Below are 23,498 nucleotides of genomic sequence, written 5' to 3'. Positions count from 1 at the left end.
GTTTATAGCTGATGGATAGATTTTAGTTTTTCTTTATAGTGGATAAACTGCTTTTGATTGTTGATTTTGTCGGTCGTTACCTCCAGTAGTTTTGCTTTGGGGGAGGTAGCAAAAAAGTCGGGTAGGAGTGATGCTAAAACTGACAGTGAGTCACACGTCAGGTAATCGAGTTGAGCATCATCGGCGGTATTTCGGGCTGTATAGCCATGGGGGGTTTCGAAATACGTTTCCAGTTCAGGCTGACGGCCTGGCCCGTCAATCATTCGAAAAATATGGCCGCCGTCGTTGTTTAGCAGGATAATCCGAAGATTAGCCGGAACAGGAGCCGACCAGAGTGCATTCCGGTCATAAAAGAAAGCGACATCGCCAATACATACCGTAACAATTTTATCGGTACGTAGGGCTGCGCCAACCGCCGTGCTTAGACACCCATCGATACCGCTGACCCCCCGGTTGGCAAAAACGCTGATCTGTTGCTGTTCATGGACTCCGCATAAATTCGCGTAGCGAACCGGCATACTGTTCGCCAGATGAAGAATAGACTGGTTCGGTAGCTGTTCAAGAATGGTCATGACGGCCGACCAGTCAGTCAGCGGAGTGTCTCCCGAGAGTTGCTGATGTACCAGTTTAGCGGCCTGCTGGTCCATTGATTGCCAACGATGGAGGTACTCATGCGAGTCATCGTCGTCATCCCCTTGCAGGAACCGCTGGTAGTCAATGTCTGAAAAAAGTTTCTCAAAAAACGCCAGCGGATCGGCAGGAATGAGGGTTGTCAGGCTTTGAAATGAATCCGTAAGGCGATCGACCGACGGTTGAATATGCCAGTGACGGGTAGCTGGAAACTGACGAAAAAAAGTTTTAAGGTTTCTGGTCAAAAATGAGTTGCCCAGCGTGATTAGCAGGTCGGGGCGAAGTTCACGGGCAGTTGGTTCATCCATACCGGATAAAAAGGTATCGGTTTGGGTAATGAATAAACCATTGCGTGGAATGTTACTCGTGATTTCGCCAATAACCGGTATACCCCATTCATCGGAGAGTTTATGGAAGACCGTCAGTAAGGCCGTACTATGTGGGTGTTGACCAACAGCAATCATGATCCGTTCCGTTTGTTCCCATTCCTGAAGGAGTTGATGCCAGGCTTCGGTGGCAAGTGTTGGTTGAGCGGGTAACGTATCGATAAGCCGCACTCGCTCGTACTGAAATGATTCGTCGGAAGCAGGGTAAAACGGTTCACGCAACGGTACGTTGATATGCACCGGGCCGTTGGGATGTGATTGACTCAGGCCAATCGCTTCATTAACGGTCCGTTCAATAAACCAGCGAGAATCAGGATGAGTATAGTCGGCGGGTAGGTCATAGCTCCGCTTTACGTGGGATCCAAAAATGGTACGTTGATCAATCGTTTGCCCGTCCTGTTGGTATAGCCATTCGTGCGGCCGATCGGCAGTCAGAACAACCAGCGGAACCTGCTGGAAATAGGCTTCCACTATAGCCGGGGCCAGGTTATACACGGCGCTGCCTGATGTACAGATGATGGCTGTCGGGATTCCACTTTGAAGAGCCATACCCAGGGCTACAAAACCAGCCGAGCGTTCATCAGCCATCACACGTACCTGCAAGCGTGGGTGTCGGGCAACGGCCAGCGTTAATGGAGCTGAACGGGAGCCGGGAGATACTAGTACGTGGGTAATGCCTTTCTGAACGAGGAGCTCGGCGATTGAAACAATGGGCTGAAGAACGGGCATAAGCAATCAATTTACGCATTGGGTATGCAAACATAACCATTGAAAAGCGGCTGGTCGGACTATCTGTCATAGATTTTATGTTACTTTGTTTACAAGCTATCTGTTTGAGAAAAAATGAGCCGTTGTCGATCAATGCCGTCGCATAGGTATTATTCTTCCTAAAATAAGCTTGTGTTTGCGCATAATTCTATCTACAGAGGCATTCGCCATAAACGAACCGACTTATACTAACGTTATAGTAACGAAAAATTAGTCAACATGAACCGCATCTTATTCGATAACGAGGGCGAAATTCAGCTAAAATCGTTAGCAGGAGCCGTTATTATCAACGTTGTCCTGATTGCTATTTTATTATTGGTCCATCTGTCACAATCAGTACCGACTCCACCGCCTATTCAATTTGTGGAGGTAAACTTTGGTACCGATGCGCGTGGAAGCGGGCGTATCCAGACGTATAATAAAGCATCTGATTCCCCAAACCCTGAAGACGTTAAAGCCGCAGAAAAGCGACCAAATCCTAAAATAAATACGACGCCGAAGCTGGAACGTAGCAGACCAACTCCAACGCCTAAAATTGAGGATGCTAAACCGGCGAAGACGGCCACCGAAAAACCAATTATTGCCAGTAAGGCCGAAAGCCCTGTTACAACACCCGAACGGCCTGAGCCGAAGCGGGTAGAAAATACAAAGTCGGCTCCCGTTGAAAAAACAGCCCCACCAGCACCGCCAAAGAAAGTAGAAACGGTGAATAATGACGCGGTGTTTAAAAAATCGTCAGGCGGGGGAGGATCGAATGGAACGGTCGGAAAAGCATCGGGTACGGGTGGAAATAACAACGGCGACGATGCCAGTGGTGTAGGTGATAAAGGAAACCCCAACGGTAAAATTGATGCGAAAAGCTTATATGGAACTCCCGGTGGATCGGCTACAGGCGTAGCCTTTGACGTATCAGGCTGGTCTATGGCGAGTCGTCCGAGTGTAAATGATAACTCGGATGAAACCGGAAAAATTGTTTTTAAAATAACCGTGGATGACGAGGGGCATATAACCCGTATTCAGCAATTACAAAGTACGGTCAGCCCTGCGGTTAGTGATGTATATCGCAAGGCTGTACAACGGTTGCAGTTGCGGCCTAAGGGCGGAGCTACACCACCCACGGCAACAGGTACTATTACGTTTATTATCACATCCAAGTAAATGCAGTATCAGGAAGCAATCGACTACCTCTATAGTCGGCTCCCCGTTTTTCACAGAATCGGTCCCAAGGCCCTTAAACCTGGTTTAGACAATACCCTCAAGCTTTGTTCGGCACTGGGGAATCCGCAACATAAATTCCCTAGTATTCATGTCGCCGGTACGAATGGTAAAGGCAGCACATCGCATATGCTGGCGGCTATTTACCAGTCGGCGGGGTATCGGGTTGGCCTCTATACGTCCCCCCATCTACAATCATTTACCGAGCGGATCCGTATAAATGGGCAGCCAATAGCGGAGGAGGACGTAGCGGATTTTGTTCGTAAGCATCAGCTATTAATCGAATCAATTGAACCGTCATTCTTTGAAGTAACAGTGGCCATGGCCTTTGATTACTTTGCCCGGCAATCCCTTGATCTAGCCATTATTGAAGTAGGGCTGGGAGGGCGTCTGGATTCTACGAATGTTATTACGCCACTGGCTTCGGTTATTACCAACATTGGTTTTGATCATACCGAAATACTGGGGGATACGTTACCACAGATTGCGCGGGAAAAAGCGGGTATTATTAAAGAGTCAATCCCCGTTATTGTTGGTGAGACTAACCCAGAGACGGCGCCAGTTTTTGTAGAAATCGCCCGTTCGGTTAACGCGCCTATTATGTTTGCTGACGAGCGATTTCTCATTCAGGATAGGGGAGTTGAAAACGGCTTGCGGCAGATACAGATTATCAAATCAGGAATTGAGGACGTTAGCGAAGCGGATATTCTACTCGATCTGTTGGGCGACTATCAATTACGCAATCTGCCAGGAGTACTGGCAACTGTCGATGTTTTACAAAAAAAATGGCCTGTCTCGCAAGAAGCTATACAAAGTGGGTTACGGACTGTTGTCTATCTAACAGGGCTGAAAGGACGCTTTCAGACGCTTCAATTTAACCCCCGTGTACTTGTCGATACAGCCCACAATCAGGCTGGATTGGCTGCTTTATTTTTGTCAATTAAATCGCTGACGTTTGCTACGTTACGAATAATCGTTGCTCTGGTTGCTGATAAGGAAAGAACAAATGTAATCAGCTTATTTCCTGTAAATTCAGTATTTTACTTTTGTGAATTCGATTCACAACGATCATTATCTAGTGCTGATTTACAAATGGAATTTAACACAGAAAATAGGTTTGGAAATACTTTTTCTGATGTAAATCAGGCACTTAGCGCAGCATTACAAGATTCAATTGACGATGACCTTATCCTGATTACTGGTAGTAACTTTCACATTGCCGAATTAATCAATTTATAATTGTGACACGTAGAAAGCATCAATTTTTTCTTCATAATTCAGTTAGTACAAATGTAATTGAGTCAGGGAAGCCTATTTACAAAACTATAAAAGGAAATTGGCGACGTGAGTATTTTACAAACGACAATCCAATTGTTTTGGAGCTAGCCTGCGGTAAAGGGGAGTATACAATTGGGTTAGGTGGAGCGTTTCCTGATCGTAATTTTATTGGTGTTGACATCAAAGGAGATCGTATAGCGAGAGGATCTAAAATTGCCCAGATGCGGAATCTCCAAAATGTAGCGTTTCTACGTACTGATATTAATTACTTAAATGAATTTTTTCAGGAGGGGGAGATAAATGAAATCTGGATTACATTTCCAGATCCACAACCGAGACCTAAACAGGAGAAACACCGACTTACTCATCCTCGTTTCTTATCTATTTACAGGAGTTTATTGATTCCAGGTGGTACGTTACACTTAAAAACAGATAACCCAGAATTGTTTGCTTATAGTCTGGAACAGGTTCAACAAGCTGGTTGTAACGATTTACAGTCGACAACTGATCTATACCACTCTGAGTTGAATGATATTCACTTGGGGATTAAAACCAAATACGAGCAGCTGTTTTTTGACAAAGGATTTACAATTAACTACCTGCAGTGTAGAATATAAATATAAAAAGGGGGCCTGTAGGCCCCCTTTTGGTTACTCTAAAGTCGTATAGACTAGAATAATTTAGCGATTAAATCCGCTACCCGGCTCGAATAGCCGAATTCATTATCGTACCAGCCAACAACTTTGGCCAGATTACCATTCACGGCTGTCAATTTAGAATCGAATATGCAGGAGTGAGGGTTACCTACAATATCAATCGAAACAATTTCATCACTCGTATATTCTAAATAGCCTTTTAGAGCGCCTTCAGAAGCTTCTTTGATGGCATTGTTAATCTCTTCGATTGATGCTGGACGTTTTAAAACGACAGTCAGGTCGGTAAGCGATCCATCTGGGGTTGGCACCCGTAATGCGTTCCCATCTAATTTACCTTTCAGCTGAGGAAGAACTAAGCCAACGGCTTTAGCAGCTCCAGTTGATGTAGGAACGATGGATAAGGCAGCCGCTCTGGCGCGACGTAGATCGGAGTGAGGAGCATCCTGTAGATTCTGATCGGCAGTATAGGCGTGGATTGTTGTCATGTATCCTTTCTCGATACCGAACACATCGTCCAGAACTTTAGCCATTGGAGCCAGACAGTTTGTTGTGCAGGAAGCATTAGAGATAATAGTTTCCTCTCCTGTCAGAGTATCATCGTTTACGCCCAATACTACAGTAGGAATATTACCTTTAGCAGGAGCGGAGATGATAACTTTTTTAGCACCAGCTTCTAAATGCTGTCCTGCGCCAGCTTCATCTACGAATCTGCCTGTCGACTCTAATACTACGTCTACATTTAATTCTTTCCAGGGTAATTTCTTGGGATCGCGCTCAGCATACGCATTAATTCTGTTTCCGTTTACAGTGATGCTGTCATTGTCTGAAGCAACTTCACCCGAAAACTTACCATGTACAGAATCGTATTTTAACAGGTGGGCTAACGTCGCATTGTCTGTTAAGTCGTTTATGGCGACGATCTCAATATTTTCCTTAGCAAGTAATTGTCTGAAAGAGAGTCGTCCAATCCGACCAAAGCCGTTGATAGCAACGCGTATTTTTTCCATGAACTAAAAATAGGTTTGTTTTTCAAGGGCAAATATACATATTAAATAGGGAAGGGCTATTTAGTGTTTCTATAATTAGCATTAGTATTAAAAGTAGCATATTTTAGTAATAGAGAAGTAATTTAGCAGAATTATTAGTATTTATTGCTAATTTAGCTAAAGTACGTTAGTAAAACTAAACTTTTAGCTAAATATACTAATAATATTGCTAATAATATAGAATTACTAAAGAGAAGGCTTAATTAGTTTAGTTAATATGAAATAACTATTGCTAAATAAACCTTCTAATTGACAATTACTTGATTCCTTAGCAGGAGTAAAGTACTAATTAGATGATTACGATGAAGTGTATGGCTTATTCTGAGTGAAAAGAACCGTTGTTCACTCAACTGCGTTTTAGTAGTTCTTAAGAGCGAAAATATCAGCCCTGGTGTGGCTTATAATCACCATCGTTTACACCAGGGCTTGAACAATCAAATTTCCTTCCAAATCTATTGTCAGGATACCCACTTCATGCAACTTCGCTTGAAATAACCTAATCACTCAATACAATTGCTCACTACCAATAGCCGTAAAACTGCATTACAGACAAAACAAGCCTAATTGTATGCAAAGGAATTAGTGAGTTAAAAAAAGATAACGAATTAATTAAGTAGCTCACTTTAGAGCGCATTATAAGATGTAGAGAGATATACTAATTAACGGCATTTAAATCTACACCTAAACGCAGCACACAAAAGCTAAATCTATCTTTCACTAATTAATCATTTAAGAGCATCGTTTAATAGATGGGACCACGTATAGTAGAACGTATGGTTGTTGCATAGGTCTAGAACGACTTATAATTAGTCGAACAGCACGTGGGAAGGGGTGTCTCGGCCCAGTTGCTGATAATACAGGATTGGGTCAGCTACAATCCCAACATCAAATCTTGGCTTGACAAACCGATCCAATTTCAGAGGAGTAAGTGTGGCATTATTTATGCACTAAGAAATCTATATCATATCTTCAGACATACAAGGCGATAAATCTTTCAGAAAAAAATAAACCCATATATTTCAACTATACGCGTCGTCTTTATACCTTTGAAGCAGGAAATAGAAATGAGTATATAATATCTTTATACTACAAAATAATATTCTGCGAAAATAGTTAACTATCAGTTATTCAGCAATTTATAATAATATCTATAAACTTTAACTTTAATTAAATGAGCAGTAAAATTGAAGAGATTTGGGCAAATAGAGAGCTATTGAAAGACCCAGGCTCTATCGAGATTATTCAGGAAGTAATAAATCAATTAGATAAGGGACAGCTCCGAGTAGCAACTCCACCTTCAGCTGATTCGTCGAATTGGACCGTTAATGAGTGGGTAAAAAAAGCCATACTTCTTTATTTCGTAAGTCAACAGATGAAGCCTGAAGAAGTAGGCATTTTCTCTTTCCATGACAAAATTCCTCTAAAGACTAATTTTCAGGAAGCTAAGGTCCGGGTTGTGCCACCAGCCGTGGCTCGATACGGATCATTTCAGGCACCAGGTGTTATATTAATGCCTTCTTACGTAAACATTGGTGCCTACGTCGATGAAAGAACGATGGTGGATACATGGGCAACTGTTGGCAGCTGCGCACAAATTGGCAAAGATGTTCATCTAAGTGGGGGAGTAGGCATAGGCGGTGTATTGGAACCCCCCCAGGCTGCTCCTGTTATTGTAGAAGACGGTGCATTCATTGGTTCACGTTGTATTGTAGTGGAAGGGGCCCATATTGGCAAACGGGCCGTTTTAGGCGCTGGGGTAACCATTACAGGTTCATCTAAAATTATTGACGTGACTGGTACTAAACCCGTTGAATACAAGGGCTATGTTCCTGCTAATTCGGTAGTAATCCCCGGCAGTTATGCTAAACAGTTTCCTGCAGGAGAATTTCACGTACCTTGTGCCATCATTATTGGCCAGCGTAAGGAGTCTACCGATTTAAAAACATCACTGAATGAAGCACTGCGTGAAAACAACGTAACAGTTTAAAAGAGTAACCGTTAAATTGAACCAATCAAACCAAGCACAAATGTTAATTGTAATTTTAATTAACATTTGTGCTTGGTTTTTTTAAATTAACCCCGTAACTATACATTTATATTTGTAATTGAATTACATGTTACGTAGGCCAATGAGTATAAATGACAAGATTAAACAGATTCTTATTGATAAGAATTTAACACCATCTTATTTCGCTGACGAAATAGGAGTACAACGCTCTAGTATTTCACACATACTATCCGGCCGTAATCGCCCTAGTTTTGATATTATTCAGAAAATAATCCGTCGTTTTCCAGAGCTGGGTTATGAATGGATTATGGAGGAGGATAACCAGCTTATACCACCCTCCACAGCGCCTAATTTTTCAAACCGGGCAGTACCCAACTCTGTAAATCGACCTGTTCCAGATCGATTTAATCCAGGTATAACCTATTCAACGACACAACCAATTGGTATACGTAGCCAACGTAACGAAATTCCTCCAAGTTTACCACAGAATCAGCCGATAGTAGAACATACAGAGCCGCTTGAAACAGTCGCCCCTTCAACAGAAAAAAGGGTAGAGCGAATTCTGATTTTCTACACAGATGGTTCATTTAAAGAGTATACACCAACAGCCTAACAAGTAGTTTTTTTTGATCATTACTACCGTATTGTTGTCAGTAACAATCCATTTTATATAAATAAATAAACATATGATATTAATACAAAATAAATAGGGTATTCTAGTGCTATTTATACAGTAAAGTTTTACTTGACCACTACTACTCCTCGGATTAACAGGTAAACCTAAAATCATAAAAAAGCCCTTATACAGCTAATTAAGGGGGTTTTGGTCACAAAAAACATAACTCGTTGTAAAGCAACACTTTAGTGTTCCACGTGGATAACTTGTTGATATCTATGTGGATTAAATCGAAATTCCACGTTAAGTTCTCAAGATTTTAAATTACTGGAATCCAAAATGTACCCGTTTTCTTCAATACCGCTCAAGGCTAACCAATACGTTCTGAAACATTCGGGAGGTGTACTGGACACAAGTTTATGCAAAGAGTAGCGAAGCTTTGAACCCTATACAATATGGTAAACCTCAAGTAAGATTGCTGTCAGCATTCTATTACTATAGCAGCACTTTACAACTTCTGGATTCAAAAGGCCGTAGTAATATATAAGATCCCAGATAGGTAATCGGCATGAATCGATGTACCCGCTAAGGATAGATCAAATACACTGTTTTGTTCATAAGCGCGGTTAACAAAAGATGGATGATTGATCACAAGCGGATTCGTCAACATAAAGCCTGTAGTTGGGTGGGGCTAAGTCGAAATGTGCTGGCTGAACCAGCAGTCATTAAAGACAAGGATAAAATGTTGGCCGGCCGGATCGAGCAGTTGGCTCGGCGGCATAAGCATTGGGGTGTGGCTTAAAATTTATCGGCGGTTGCGCAAGCAGGGAGAACTTGCGAATCATAAGCGAGTCAGGCGGCTGTTCAGAAAGTTAGTGTTAAGTTTAAGACAACGAGCCAAAAAACGACTCCCTGATGCTGTACGTGAACCGCTGCCCAAGCAACGGCTTGCAATCAGTGCTGCCGGACCGCCGGAGCGGTCACTGAATTTTACATCGGATAACTTAACCGGCGGGTATAAGTTTCGTACCCTGAATGTAGTAGACGACTACAATCGGTAGGCTTATGGCATCGAGATCGATTATTATTTACTGCCCGACGAGTCACTCGATTTTTGCGGAATACAACAAGAACGGCCTCACCAGACCTTGCGATTCATGACGCCGGCTGAGTTAGGAATAGTTTATTTCATTTGTTGTATAATTTATATTATGTTAAGTAATATTTATTTCACCACCCAATACTTCCTATATGTTCAGAATTTCCCCTTCTATGCTCAAGTAGACTGAAAGTAATAAGTAGCTATAGTATCTCAACATGCTTCAAAGGAATTGAACGAAATTATTTTTATACCTGAATCATCATCGTTCAGTACATACTTCCGATGATGATACATCTAACTAACATACAATTCGAAAACTATGCGGCAAAAAAATCGTACTAGTAGCCATATACATGACTAAATCAGCAATAACCCCACCGCTCTTTTCAATCCAACAGATTTACTACGGACACAACGGATTGTGATAAAAGTCTGACGAAAGCATCATCCACTAGCGATAACCTTACTTGACACCGAAATCCGTGAACACTTTCATTGGCTCATCCAGTAATCATGGTAGTCTATTCTGGGTCAACCTCTTCCCCTAATTAGTTACGGTACTAAGCATCAATAAGCTGTAATGCCCATCGAACAAACCACCAACATAACACACTGATATATAGATATATATCTACATATAGAACTCTCTTCGACATTACGATTTCAGCCGTTCGATCAATTCACGACGATACGTTAGTCCAACAGGTAGAGCCGTATCGCGGATAAAAATCTCATTACCGCTCATTCGCTGAATTTTAGACAGGGGAACCAGATAGGATTTATGGATCCGAATAAATTGCTCAGATGGTAACCTCCGCTCCACTTCTGTCATAGTCATCGACGCTACGTAAACGTGTTGCTCCGTAAAGAGTTTGACATAATTCCCCCAGCTTTGTATATAATCAAGGCTGCTAAAGGCGAGACGCACCCAATCGGTATCCACCTTCACCATCATCGACTGTTCGGCAACAACAGGAATCGCTGGCGGTTGTTGATCAGCACTCGTTTTGATGACTTTATCAATCGCTTTCAGGAAACGGGGAAACTCAATGGGTTTGAGTAAGTAATCGACCACTGCGTATTCATAACTTTGCAGGGCAAATTCCGAATAGGCAGTAGTGAGAATAACGCGGGGTGGATTAACTAACGTTTGCAGGAGCTGTAACCCATTGATTTGCGGCAGGTTGATATCCAGAAACAGCAAATCGACCGGCTGTCGGTGTAAAAAATTAATCGCTTCCAGAGCATCATAGCAATCCCCCACCAGCGTCAACTGATCAACCTGCTCAATATAATGCTGCAATACGTAGTGGGCAGCCTGTTCATCGTCAATAAGTAAACAGCGCAACGGCTTGAGCATCGGATCGGGTGGCTAGTTGAATTTCTAACTGAGTGCTGTAGCGGTCGGATTCCTGAATTAATGTCAACAGATATTTGTCGGGATACAACATATCGAGCCGTTGTCGGGTATTATGTAAGCCCAATCCCGTAGATGTTCCGCTGAGTTTTTGACTGGAAAGCGAATTTTCAATGAACAAATACAAACGATCATCCCGGAGTTGAAGGCTAATATCCACAAAACAACCTTTGATATCGCCTGTACCGTGTTTAAATGCATTTTCGACCAATGGCATCAACAGCAATGGAGCCATCTGGTACGTTTGTAGCTGATGTTCATCAGTTGGATACGTATACCTGATCTGGCACCTTTTTCCTAATCGTTCCTGCTCCAACGTAACGTAGCTGGTAATGAATTCGACCTCTTGCTGAAGCGAAACCCATGACCGTCGGCTACTTTCGACCTGATACCGCATCAGCTTCGATAACTGCATCAGCAAGTCGGGCATCCGACCGGGTTCTTGCAGGCTAATTCCGTATAGATTATTCAGGGTGTTGAAGAAAAAATGTGGATTAAGCTGCGCGTGTAAAAATCGGATTTGCTCATCCTGATAAAGCAACTGGTCGGTATGTCGTTCTTGCTGCTGCTGATAAAAGCGCTGAATGAGAAAAACACCAACGAGCACCATCAGACTAACCAGATAGGTCGCGAGCAAAAAAAGTCCCGTCTCGCGCCATTCCTCAATCGGGCAGGCCTCTGGATAAAGCCAATGATTCACGCCGTACACCAAAAAACTACCGACTATCAACGCCGGAATAGTCCATACAACGTACCGTTTAATCTGATTGCTAAACAGCAATGGAAATAACACAAAGCGGTGAAACTGAGCCTGACTATATAACGTCAGAAAAAAAAGTAAAGCCCGGCCAACATCATTCCAGGAAGTGAGCCGGTTCCAAGAGTTTAGCGACATTAGTACAAATAGAAACACAAAAGCCAACGCTTCCCGTAACCAGACTTTTTGTTTTCTACTCTCATTAAACCAGCTCATCCTTCTCCCCTATTTTTAAACAAAAAAACTGAATGTTAGCCGACAATCCAATTCAATATGACCAACTGAATACGTCATTCAAAAGGGTAGGTTTGTCATTTTTAGCCGCCTTTTCCCGAGAGCAACATCGTACTTTGCAGTCAGATGACCCGTTATAATCATCTGTTCAGTACTGATGCATACACGACGTTTCTTTTTTATCGTTTCCTTTTTATTGGCCGTAATCTCGGCAAAAGGACAGCAATTACCCACTAATCAGTCCAACTCAACCGCTAAGGGACAGATAACTAGTACTCTAGTAGACTCCACGACCCATTTACCCGTGCCGTTCGCAACGGTAGCGCTCCTGTCCGAAACCGGAACGATATTGACCGGCCAGACCACCAATGATGCAGGTCATTTTACCTTTTCAGAATTGGCCCTTGGCACCTATGGATTACAAATTACGTATGTCGGCTACCAGCCTCGAATCCTAACCGGCCTTTCTCTTACCTCCAGCCAACCCGTCCGTTCCCTGGGCCGTCTCTTGCTTCGGCCCGAAAGTCGTCAACTGAACGAAGTTCGAGTAACCTCGCAAAAAGCACTGATTGAAGAAAAATCCGACCGACTGGTGTATAATGCAGGTAGCGACATTACCAACAAAGGCGGTACAGCGGTTGATGTGTTACGAAAAGCTCCTATGCTCACCGTCGACGTATCGGGTAACGTTCAAATTCGGGGAAGTTCCAGTATAAAAGTATTACTGAATGGTCGTCCATCGGGTCTGCTGGCCCGAAACTTGAGTGAAGCACTGAAAATGATTCCGGCTAATACAATTCAGTCGGTCGAAGTAATCACCAGCCCGGCAGCCCGCTATGATGCAGAAGGAGCTGGTGGAGTCATTAACATCATTACAAAAAAACAGTTGAAAGGTTCCAACGGAAGTCTGGACGTAACGGCTGGTAATTACGTGCAGTCGCTGGGCGGTAGCTACGGGTTGAAGCGTGACAAATTTGGCCTGACGTTTTCGGGCAACACCAATGCCGAGCGCGAAAAGAGTATTATTGACGTAACGCGTACGTCGCTGGTGAATGGCCAAACGGCTGGAGAGTTGTTTCAGCGAACCAGTGCCAATAATATACACCCGGGCTGGTTCGGAGATTTGAGCATGGAGTATGCCTTCGACACACTGAACCGGGTCAATCTGTCTATCAGCAGTTGGGGGGGGGCCTGGCCTACTTCCAATACCGGTTTTTATAGGTTTCGGAATGCCGAGAACCGGGTCACGCAGGAATATAATCAGGTAGTCGACCAGCAAAACCCATTTGGCAATATTGAAGGAAACCTCGCCTACACCCGCGCTTTTCGAAAACCGAAACAGGAACTTAGCTTCCTCGGCCAATATAGCTACACCTTCGATAACTCCCATTACTCCAGCAATCAGTTCAGCTTGACCGAGCAGCCCCTGTATCGGGAAACGAGCACAAATCGCAGTCATAATCCGCAGTGGACCTGGCAAATCGATTACATCCACCCATTCTCACGAAATGGCCAGCAGGTGTTTGAAGTGGGTGCAAAAATGGTACGTCGGGATGTGAGCAGCCTCTACGAAGTCTACACCAGTCAGCCAGACAATGTTGCCTTACTCCTACTCAGTACAGACCGATCCAATACGTTTACGTATGATCAGCAGGTCGCTGCGGGTTATGCCTCTCTGAAGCTGGTTAACCGGACCTTTTGGACGCTTCAACTCGGAACCCGGCTGGAAAACACGACTATGAGCGGTCAGTTTAAGCATAGTATATCCCCGTTTCGGGTTCAGTTTACCAATTTTATCCCCAGTATTATTCTCTCAAAGCAACTCACAGAACAGCAATCGGTTAAACTAACGTATACACAGCGGATTTCGCGCCCCATGATCTGGGACCTGAATCCGTATATCAATGCAAGCGATCCTAAAAACCTGATGGCAGGCAATCGCCAACTCCGTCCCGAGCTGGCCCATCTTACCGAAATCTCATACAGCCTGACCACCCCAAAAGGAGCCTATCTGAACCTGGCTTTATATCGCCGACAAACGGACAACTCTATCGACGATGTGCGAAGTGTCGATACATCAGGGGTCTCCCTAACCACCCGACAGAACGTAGCGCGAAATGAACGAACAGGTCTGAATATAAACGCGGCTGGACAACTGGGCCGAAACTGGAAGATAAATGGCGGGGGTGAATTTTATTACGCCCAGTTCAACAGCCCGGCTTTACAGGTACAGAACTCGGGCTGGCTCTGGCAGTTCACGTTGAACCTGGCATATCAGTTACCACGCCAGTACACCCTACAGGCCAATGGCATATATAGCACCGGCTGGATACTGTTGCAGGGAAAAAATTCAGCCTGGTACGATTACAGTCTGGCTGTTCGCAAAGAATTCTGGGATAAAAAAGCCAATCTTACACTGGGGATTAATAATCCATTTACATACCCATTCCGCCAGCAGAATGAGTCGCAGTCTGCTACGTTCCGGGCTTATACCGCTAATCAATATTTCACCCGTTCGTTGAAATTAACCTTTAGCTGGCAGTTTGGTCAGGTACGTAGCGCCCCTGATGAGCCCGTTCGGAAAATTACCAACGACGACACCCGATCAAAATAATGGGTTCTTTTTTACTCAAAACACAACGAATCGTTATCTAACCAATTCATACAATGCAATTTATACAACCTACCCGTTACACAGACTCGACCGTGAACACCGCTACACTATGGTTACGCCTTGGTCTGGGCATAGCCATGATTCCCCACGGCTACGACAAATTGATGCACTTTGCTGACTATCAAACTTCCTTTATGAGTTTTATGGGCTTAAGCATGTCTGCTTCCCTGATTCTGGCGATTGGAGCCGAATTCTTCTGTTCTATTTTGCTGATGGTGGGTCTGCTGACCCGGCTGGTCCTGATTCCGCTGATTATTACGGCACTGGTTATTATTTTTCTCGCTCACGACGGGGACATTGTGGGCGATGGATCAGCAGGTTTTGCACTACTGATCGGTTACATTACGAGTCTCCTGCTTGGTCCTGGAGCATTTAGTCTGGATGCGCTATTGTTTAAACACCGGTCTTAGCTCCTCTCCTGCTTCGTTTACAGTATGTAGCTCATCGGTTTACTGCTATTCAACAAAAAAGGGGGCTGACACAATGTGTCAGCCCCCTTTTTTGTTGATCTGTACGACTTATTCCGTAGCATCAATACAGGTTACTTTTTTCTCCTCGTATTGCTTCAGAATATTTTGCGTGTTCGTCAGGTTCTCGGTAACAATATCCTCTTCTTTGATGGATTTTGCTTTTGTAAAGAAAGGAAGTGCCTGTTTGAACTTGCCACATACCTTACCATCCAGCTCCTTACCATTCTTGCTGTATTCAGCCATATCCATCCGATCAACGGTATTCTTCATTTCAACCGCTTCGTTGAAGTAGAAAACACCCATGTTGAAATTGGCGTCGTAGTTGTTAGCGTCGATAGCCAGGGCTTTCTTCAGGTAATCTTTCTCCTGCTTTTTGTCCTGCTCATATTTCGATTTCAACTCAGCCAACCGTTTTTCGCTATCGGCACTAGCCGACGCATTGGCAGCGGCCGCTTTAGCATCAGCCTCTAACTGAGCGATCGTTGCTTTTTGTTCAGTAGCCCGTTTCTGTACGTCAGCCAGCTGACGTTTCAGTTCGGCAGCATTCTTTGGCTGTTTCTTAATCATGCCGCTCAGACGGGTTACCTCACCGTTATAGGTCTCCAGAATCCCTTTTGCATCGGCTAACTGCTTGCCAGCGTTACCACTTTTCTTGGTTTCGCTTTCCAGTTTTTTAATCTCAGTTTTCGATTTATCAGCAATGTTATTATAAATGATCGACAGGTTCACCAGATTCTGTACGTTGTTTGGATCTTTTTCAACCATCGCTTTCATACCCGCAATGGCTTCATCCATACGATTCGTACGTAGCATGATATTGATTTTCTCGTTAGCCAGGTCTTTATTGCCAGGAGCGATAGCAATACCTTTATCTAACGTAGCCAGCGCTTTATCTACTTCATTGTCGGCGCTATATAGCATAGCCAGCGATCCGTAGATAGACGCATCTTTACCGCCACCGGCCATGTATTTTTCCAGTTGCGTTTTAGCCGTTGCATTATCCTTAACCTGCTGAGCCGCGATGGCTGTATATAAAGGAGCCAGTGTATCTTTCGGATTGATTTCTCCCGCCATCGACATGGCTTTCATCGCATCGGCATAATTCTTATTCTGGAATTTTGCGACACCCTGCTGCATGAAAGCACCGTATAAAGCTTGTCCCTTCAGGGCTTCTTCGGCTTCTTTAGCTAACCGACCTGGGCCACCTTTCTTATCTTTATCCAGCTCAATTACTTTTTTGTAGGCTTCGTAAGCCGTCGTAGCCGCAGCTGAGTCGACACGGATATATTGACCGGCAATATTCTGGTAGGTTTTGGCACGATCCATCCAGGTACTAGCCTTCGTAGAAGCTTTTGCGTCAGCAATATCCTTATCACTCTTCTCTTTGTCCTTCTTTAGTGCATCCATCTGGGCTGCATCTAACGTAGCGTTGGCCCCGCCCTCGTTTTGAGCATAGGCTCCTGCAGACAGGCAACATGCCACAAGTACTACAAAAACTGATTTCATGTGTAAAATGGGGTTGTGTGTTTTATTTACAGGAACGAAATTACGGAATCTGTCTGTATAAGCATGACAGACACGAAATTGTTTGAGCCGCCCGACTGATTGGTGTCAGCACAGGCGGCTCAGCTTATGGGCTAATTATCAGGTTATTCGGGCGTTTCTTCCGTTACAATGGCCCCTGATTCAACTTCCTCTTCCTGTTTAATTTTAGTTACTGACGAGATTTCGTCACCGTCGCGCAGGCTAATCAAACGAACTCCCTGGGTGTTTCGACCAATAACGCTGATCTCATTGACTGGGGTCCGAATGGCAATACCTGACTTGTTAATAATCATTAGATCGTCGTTGTCTGCTACGTCGAGAATCGCAACCAGACGACCGACTTTCTCCGTCACTTTCAACGTACCAACACCTTTGGCACCCCGGTTTGTGATCCGGTATTCGTCGATATCCGACCGTTTACCGTAACCTTTCTCCGATACCACCAGCAACTGAGCTTCCGACGAAGCGATACATACCATCCCCACTACGTGAGCCGTTGCATCTTCTTCATCCAGCGAAATACCACGAACCCCGGCCGCTGTCCGTCCCATAGGCCGCACCCGGCTTTCGTGGAACCGCACCGCCTTCCCGGCGCTGGAAGCGATCACGATATCATTGTCGCCGTTGGTCAGACAAACGCCGATCAACTGATCGCCCTCATCAATCGTGATAGCAATAATCCCATTCTGACGGGGCCGCGAGAAGGCTTCCAGCATGGTTTTCTTGATCGTTCCCTGACGAGTACACATCACAATGTAATTATTGTTGATGTAGTCTTCGTTTTTCAGGTCCGTTACGTTAATGACCGCTCTGACTTTATCATCGGATTCGATATTGATAAAGTTAGCCAGCGGACGACCTTTCGACGTACGCGACCCTTCGGGCAATTCATAAACTGGCAACCAATACAACCGGCCTTTCTGAGTGAACGCCAGCAAGGTATTGTGCATTGTCGCCGTAAACAGATGCTCCGTAAAATCTTCCTCTTTCGTAGCCACTGCTTTAGCACCTACCCCCCCGCGACCCTGCGACCGATATTCGGTGGTTGGGGTCCGTTTGATATAGCCTTCGTGCGAAATCGTAATGATCATGTCCTCATCGGCGATCAACGACAAATCGCTGATGTTGCCGTCGCCGAGAGCATTGATCTGCGTACGACGCTCGTCTCCGTAACGGGCTCTCAGATCCTGTAATTCTTCTTTGATAACCTGCCGCTTGCGTTCTTCACTGGCCAGAATTTCGCGCAGATCAGCAATTTCGCGCATCAGCTCATCGTATTCAGCCTGCAGTTTATCCCGTTCCAGACCCGTCAGCCGCTGCAGACGCATTTCCAGAATCGCTTTCGCCTGGATTTCGCTCAGCGAGAATCGATCCATCAGGCCATTCTTCGCAATTTCCGGATCGCGGGACGAACGAATCAGCTCGATAACGGCGTCAATATTATCCAGCGCAATTAACAAGCCTTCCAGAATATGGGCTCGTTTTTCGGCTTCGCGCAGTTCATACTGGGTACGACGGGTAACGACTTCGAAACGATGTTCGACGTAGTATTTCATCATATCCTTCAGATTCAATAACAGCGGCCGCCCTTTTACGAGTGCTACGTTATTGATACTGAACGACGATTGCAGAGCCGTATGCTTATAGAGGTTATTCAGAACGACGTTAGGAATGGCATCCTTCCGAAGATCATACACTACGCGCAACCCATCCCGGTCCGATTCGTCGCGGAAAGCCGTGATACCCTCGATCTTTTTGTCGTTGATGAGCTCAGCCGTTTTCTCCAGCATCACCGCTTTATTAACCATATACGGTACGTCCGTAACGATAATCTGGGTTTTGCCTCTGTTTTCTTCGATGGTTGCATTCGCGCGCATAACCACCCGTCCACGGCCTGTTTTGAACGCTGACTTAACGCCTTCCATACCATAAATGGTAGCCCCGGTTGGGAAGTCGGGCGCCTTGACGAACTGCATCAACTCTTCAACCGTAATGTCGTTGTTGTCCAGATAAGCAATGATCCCGTCAACTACTTCGGTCAGGTTGTGCGGTGCCATATTGGTTGCCATACCGACAGCAATACCCGATGAACCGTTTAACAGCAGATTGGGCAGCTTGGCTGGCATTACCGACGGCTCTTCGAGCGAATCATCGAAGTTAGGTTGAAAATCAACCGTTTCTTTATAAATATCGGTCAGCAGCTCTTCGGCGATACGTTTCAACCGGGCTTCGGTATATCGCATAGCCGCTGGTGAGTCGCCATCGATCGACCCAAAATTACCCTGTCCATCAACGAGCGGATACCGTAGTGACCAATCCTGGGCCATACGGACCATCGTATCATACACCGATGAATCGCCGTGTGGGTGATATTTACCAAGAACCTCACCAACGATACGAGCCGATTTTTTATGGGGTTTGTTGTAATTAACCCCCAGTTCAGCCATTCCAAATAGAACCCGGCGGTGTACAGGCTTCAGGCCATCGCGCACGTCGGGAAGAGCACGCGAGATAATAACCGACATTGAATAATCAATGTAGGCTCCGCGCATTTCGTCCTCAATGGTAATTGGAATAATGTTACTGGGAGATTCGAGGTCGGGATTTTCTTCCGCCATATTCAAGTTGGAGTTTCGCAGAAAATTACTATTCCGGCTCACACAATCGCGCAAACCGCTCTATAGACAAATATACGATTTTTTCAGGAGAAAAGCGAAATAATACCGTACAAAGGCGCTAATCGCCCGAGAAATAGCTCATCAAAAATAAAACCCTGCCAATAGCCCTGAAAAGTAGCATCCACATGAAATACAATTCTATTTCATCAAAAACACATATTTCAAGATTAATACACCATTCTTAAGTGACTTGGTGTAGGGCACTCCGTCTGACATTGCTACATAAGTACCATCGATCTTGAAACAGACCATTTGTGTCTTTTATAAAACGAGTATGAACACCCAATCAGCATCAGATCTATCGCTTCGTCTTCCGGGCTATTCAGCCCTTCATACCATTAAGTCCATTGCCCGGCTGGAAGGAAACGGTAACTATACATTTGTCCATCTGGATAATAGCTCCAAACCTTTGTTAGTGTGCCAGACGCTAAAATGGTTTGAAGAGCAGATTCCTGATTTTATCCGGATCAGTAAATCCGAAATTATCAACCCTGCCTGGGTACAGGATCTGGTTAAAGTGAATACCAAAACCGTCTATCTACGACTACGGAATGGCAATTTCCACTCTGTATCCCGACGCAGGGCGGCTCAGATTCTGGATCGGTTTCAGTCGTATAATTAACGGCTAAACTAGCTCTGTCAGTCAACGCAACGAATTAGACGAAACGAATAATCGGGTATACGTAATTACCTTCTCCCACACCAGGCCGTCCGGATGCACCCGGACGGCCTTTTTCATAACAAATTCTTAATCAGCACTACTCTACCCTTTAGTAGTCTACTGGCCCCCAACGGATTAACCCGTTCGAATTGTTACCGAATCGTTAAATTGTGTCACGACACTAACGTAACGAAAATGGATTGCCCAACTTGCGCTCCTTTCAAATAGTTCTCCCATTTATCAATAATAATATTGTACTTTAGGGACTTTTTTTTGTCTTATAATCCTCTGTTAATTTTTTAGAACTATATGCAAAACATGTCTACTTCACCACCGCTAAAAATTGCATTTGGCCTGGCGTTTGTACTACTCACCACCCGTAGTACAACTGGTTGGGCAACTCACTATCCTGACAAGGAAACGGGCATTATGTCAATCCGGTCGTCCGTCATCGCCGACATTACTGTTACCGGGCGTGTAACGGATGCCACCACCGGAGAACCCTTAGCCGGTTGTAACGTAGTACTTAAAGGGAGCCAACGCGGAACCAGTACAGATGCCAATGGTAACTATACGATTTCGATTCCTAACGCCAATGCGGTATTAGTATTTGGGTTTATTGGTTTTGATTCGCAGGAGCTGACAGTGGGGACGCGAACAACCCTGAACGTAGCGTTGAAATCATCCTCGTCCGAGCTGGCACAGGTGGTGGTTATTGGCTACGGCACCACAACGAAAAAGGACGCCACCGGGGCTATGACTACCCTGAAGAACGGTGACTTCAACCGGGGGATTGTAAACTCGCCCGAACAGTTGCTCCAGGGAAAAGTAGCCGGTGTGAACGTAACATCGGCCAGTGGTGAACCCGGTGGCCGTCAGAACATTACGGTACGTGGCCCTGGTGGTGTTCGAACCGGCAGTACCCCCCTATTTGTGCTCGATGGGATTCCGCTCGACAATTCAAGTACTGGCGGAACAGGCAACCCGATGAACTTCCTGAATCCCCAGGACATCGAATCCATCGACGTATTGAAGGATGCTTCAGCAACGGCCATTTACGGAGCCAGGGGCGCCAATGGTGTTATTCTGATCACGACCAAAAAAGGGAAAGCCGGGTCCTCGAACTTAACACTGTCTTCGTCGGTGGGTATTTCAAACATAGCCCGACCGATTCCTCTTTTCTCGGCCGATGAGTTCCGGAAACAGGTAGTCGCCCTGGGCGGTACCCTCGATGATCAGAAAGCCTCGACCGATTGGCAGAAAGAAATCAGCCGAACCGCCATTACGCAGGATCATAATATTGCCTTCAGTGGCGGTGCCGAAAAACTAACCTTCTATGGATCCGTGGGCGTACAAAATCAGGAAGGTGTTATCAAAGGAAGTTCGCTGAAACGGTATACCGGCCGGTTCAATGCCTCCCAGAAATTTCTCGAGGATCGTCTGTCACTGGACATAAACCTGACGGCCACCCAAACCGTTACCAACCGTCCGGCACTCGACGGCGTTATTGGGGCGGCCCTGTCGGCCAACCCGACCTATCCGGCCTACGACGCCAACGGAGAACCGGCCCGCTATCAGGCATTCACGAATCCGCTCATTACGTTGAAGCTACAAAAAGACATTACGACCATTAACCGGGTTGTAGCCAGCGTATCACCGTCGTATAAATTCAACAAAGATCTGGTTTACAAGCTGAACATTGGTATAGACAACGCCAGCTCGAATCGCGATCAGCAATCGCTGGCCAGTGCGATACCCCAGCAGGATGGACGCCTTGAAAGCACCTACAATACGAACCGCAACATTCTGGTTGAAAACTATTTTACCTATACCAAAGCCTGGAACAAACACAATCTGACGGCTTTGGCAGGGCACTCCTACCAGAAATTTATGCTTCGGGAACGTACCTGGAGTATCAATAAATTTCCGATTTCGCCCATTGAACCCATCAACAATCCGAGTCTTGGCCAGGACCTGACCCTGGCTAACAACCGACCTGCTGGTTTCGCCATAGACAATGAACTACAGTCGTTCTTTGGCCGGTTGAACTACCAGTTCAATGATCGGTATCTGCTGACGGCAACCGTTCGGGCCGATGGATCGAGTAAGTTTGGCGCCAATAACAAGTATGGCGTATTCCCTTCGTTTTCGGCAGGCTGGCGTTTATCGGAAGAAGAATTCCTGAAATCGGGACCATTCACCGATCTGAAACTACGCGCCGGATGGGGCCAAACGGGTAACCAGGAAATCCCATCCAAAATTACCCAAGCCCTGTTTACGTCCAGTACCTCGGCCTCAACCAGCTACCCACTCGACAACTCAACCAGCTATCCCGCCGGAACAACCTATACTCGTCTGGCCAACCCCGATATCCAGTGGGAAGTATCGACCCAAACGGATATCGGTCTTGACTTTGGCCTGTTTAAAGGCGCATTGACGGGTAGCCTTGATTATTTCCGGAAAATCTCTGGCAAAATTCTGCTGGAAGTGATTCCTTCCGACCCTATCCAGCCAGCTGCTACGTACTGGACGAACGTACCGGGCATGACCATTACCAACCAGGGGGTTGAAGTGGCACTGAACTATCGTTACGCCAGCAATAGCGGTTTCCGGTTCGACATTGGGGGTAACATGACCTTTATTAACAACGTAGTGAATAAGTCGCCCTATACGGTGATCACCTCCGGTTCCGCATCGGGTAATGGTCTTACGTCAGCTACGATTAATGGCTACGTGAATGGGCAGCCCATCGGTACGTTCTACCTCCGCGAATTCCTGGGCATCGACGACAAAGGGGTTAATATTTTCCTGGATGTGGATGGCGATGGCATTGGCGGTTCCGATAAAGATCGGATTGCTGCGGGCAGTGCGCTTCCTACCAAACAGTTTAACGTCAACACCAGTCTGGCCTATAAAGGATTCGACCTGACGGCCAACTTTAACGGCGTATCCGGCAATAAGATCTACGATAACACCGCCAACGCGTTTTTCTTTAAAGCCCGTCTGGTGAAAGGACTAAACGGCCCGGCGTCGGCTGTTGGTGAGCCGAATGAATCAATCAACAACGCGGCACCCGTGTCGACGCGATACCTGAAAGACGGATCGTTCTTCCGATTAAACAACCTGACCTTAGGCTACAACCTGAGTCCTCGTCTGATTGGACTGAACCGCTGGGTATCGAACATTCGGTTATCGGCAACGGGGCAAAATCTGTTCGTGATCACCAAATACGACGGATTTGACCCGGAAGTGAACACCGACCGAACAGTCAACGGTATCTCATCGTACGGAATCGACTATCTGAGCTATCCGAAAGCCCGCTCCTTTGTATTTGGCCTTAATCTGACATTCTAGCAT

The 23,498-nt window shown here is 45.4% G+C and carries 16 protein-coding genes; 10 read left to right on the top strand and 6 right to left on the bottom strand.

The features are described from left to right. Positions 1 to 2 precede the first annotated feature (2 nt). Positions 3 to 1,745: a 2-succinyl-5-enolpyruvyl-6-hydroxy-3-cyclohexene-1-carboxylic-acid synthase gene (menD, locus tag GK108_RS27355; RefSeq protein ID WP_163954776.1), complete on the bottom strand. Its 1,743-nt coding sequence runs from the start codon at positions 1,743 to 1,745 to the stop codon at positions 3 to 5. Positions 1,746 to 2,003: 258 nt separating this feature from the next. On the opposite strand from menD, the gene GK108_RS27350 reads away from it, so the two are divergent. The 3 genes from GK108_RS27350 to trmB are packed head-to-tail and all read left to right on the top strand — an operon-like array spanning position 2,004 to position 4,894. After that, the gene (locus GK108_RS27350) at positions 2,004 to 2,942 is read left to right on the top strand and encodes an energy transducer TonB (protein WP_163954775.1); all 939 of its coding nucleotides are present in this window, start codon (positions 2,004 to 2,006) and stop codon (positions 2,940 to 2,942) included. Then, on the top strand, positions 2,943 to 4,238 hold the full coding sequence (locus GK108_RS27345; RefSeq protein ID WP_163954774.1) for a bifunctional folylpolyglutamate synthase/dihydrofolate synthase: 1,296 nt from the start codon (positions 2,943 to 2,945) through the stop codon (positions 4,236 to 4,238). Positions 4,239 to 4,240: 2 nt separating this feature from the next. Next, a complete protein-coding gene (gene trmB / locus GK108_RS27340; RefSeq protein WP_163954773.1) occupies positions 4,241 to 4,894 on the top strand; it encodes a tRNA (guanosine(46)-N7)-methyltransferase TrmB in 654 nt (217 codons plus the stop codon). 53 nt (positions 4,895 to 4,947) lie between these two features. On the opposite strand, the gene gap is transcribed toward trmB, so the two are convergent. Then, positions 4,948 to 5,940, bottom strand: a complete 993-nt coding sequence (gene gap / locus GK108_RS27335) for a type I glyceraldehyde-3-phosphate dehydrogenase (RefSeq protein WP_163954772.1) — start codon at positions 5,938 to 5,940, stop codon at positions 4,948 to 4,950. Between the two features lie 1,210 nt (positions 5,941 to 7,150). Here gap and GK108_RS27330 point away from each other — a divergent pair. The 3 genes from GK108_RS27330 (at position 7,151) to GK108_RS27320 (ending at position 9,405) form a co-directional block, all read left to right on the top strand. After that, a complete protein-coding gene (locus GK108_RS27330; protein WP_163954771.1) occupies positions 7,151 to 7,966 on the top strand; it encodes a 2,3,4,5-tetrahydropyridine-2,6-dicarboxylate N-succinyltransferase in 816 nt (271 codons plus the stop codon). A gap of 142 nt (positions 7,967 to 8,108) precedes the next feature. Continuing rightward, positions 8,109 to 8,600, top strand: a complete 492-nt coding sequence (locus tag GK108_RS27325) for a helix-turn-helix transcriptional regulator (RefSeq protein WP_163954770.1) — start codon at positions 8,109 to 8,111, stop codon at positions 8,598 to 8,600. 643 nt (positions 8,601 to 9,243) lie between these two features. After that, positions 9,244 to 9,405 (top strand): hypothetical protein, encoded by a 162-nt coding sequence (locus GK108_RS27320; protein ID WP_163954769.1) that lies wholly within the window; start codon positions 9,244 to 9,246, stop codon positions 9,403 to 9,405. 955 nt (positions 9,406 to 10,360) lie between these two features. Here GK108_RS27320 and GK108_RS27315 read toward each other — a convergent pair. Further along, on the bottom strand, positions 10,361 to 11,065 hold the full coding sequence (locus tag GK108_RS27315) for a LytR/AlgR family response regulator transcription factor (protein WP_163954768.1): 705 nt from the start codon (positions 11,063 to 11,065) through the stop codon (positions 10,361 to 10,363). Further along, positions 11,034 to 12,017 (bottom strand): sensor histidine kinase, encoded by a 984-nt coding sequence (locus GK108_RS27310; protein WP_246225209.1) that lies wholly within the window; start codon positions 12,015 to 12,017, stop codon positions 11,034 to 11,036. Before GK108_RS27310 ends, GK108_RS27315 begins: the two co-directional genes overlap by 32 nt. Positions 12,018 to 12,270: 253 nt before the next feature. Here GK108_RS27310 and GK108_RS27305 point away from each other — a divergent pair, with 253 nt between their 5' ends. Both GK108_RS27305 and GK108_RS27300 read left to right on the top strand, forming a co-directional pair. Next, complete coding sequence (locus GK108_RS27305) at positions 12,271 to 14,727, top strand: TonB-dependent receptor domain-containing protein (RefSeq protein WP_163954766.1); 2,457 nt, start codon at positions 12,271 to 12,273, stop codon at positions 14,725 to 14,727. 53 nt (positions 14,728 to 14,780) lie between these two features. Beyond that, a complete protein-coding gene (locus GK108_RS27300) occupies positions 14,781 to 15,197 on the top strand; it encodes a DoxX family protein (protein WP_163954765.1) in 417 nt (138 codons plus the stop codon). A gap of 108 nt (positions 15,198 to 15,305) precedes the next feature. Here the strand turns inward: GK108_RS27300 and GK108_RS27295 are convergent, their stop codons facing one another. Together GK108_RS27295 and gyrA are read right to left on the bottom strand one after the other, a co-directional pair. Then, positions 15,306 to 16,763, bottom strand: coding sequence for a tetratricopeptide repeat protein (locus GK108_RS27295; RefSeq protein WP_163954764.1), 1,458 nt, complete (start codon positions 16,761 to 16,763; stop codon positions 15,306 to 15,308). A 143-nt stretch (positions 16,764 to 16,906) separates the two neighbouring features. Continuing rightward, positions 16,907 to 19,420, bottom strand: a complete 2,514-nt coding sequence (gene gyrA, locus GK108_RS27290) for a DNA gyrase subunit A (protein WP_163954763.1) — start codon at positions 19,418 to 19,420, stop codon at positions 16,907 to 16,909. A 334-nt stretch (positions 19,421 to 19,754) separates the two neighbouring features. Here gyrA and GK108_RS27285 point away from each other — a divergent pair, with 334 nt between their 5' ends. Both GK108_RS27285 and GK108_RS27280 read left to right on the top strand, forming a co-directional pair. Then, on the top strand, positions 19,755 to 20,102 hold the full coding sequence (locus GK108_RS27285) for a LytTR family DNA-binding domain-containing protein (protein WP_163954762.1): 348 nt from the start codon (positions 19,755 to 19,757) through the stop codon (positions 20,100 to 20,102). Positions 20,103 to 20,570: 468 nt separating this feature from the next. Further along, positions 20,571 to 23,495, top strand: a complete 2,925-nt coding sequence (locus GK108_RS27280; RefSeq protein ID WP_163954849.1) for a SusC/RagA family TonB-linked outer membrane protein — start codon at positions 20,571 to 20,573, stop codon at positions 23,493 to 23,495. Positions 23,496 to 23,498 lie beyond the last annotated feature (3 nt).

It is taken from the genome of Spirosoma terrae (assembly GCF_010435915.1).
Classification (GTDB): domain Bacteria; phylum Bacteroidota; class Bacteroidia; order Cytophagales; family Spirosomataceae; genus Spirosoma; species Spirosoma terrae.
The sequence above is the reverse complement of the archived record's forward strand: the minus strand, read 5'-3'. Positions and strand labels throughout refer to the sequence as shown.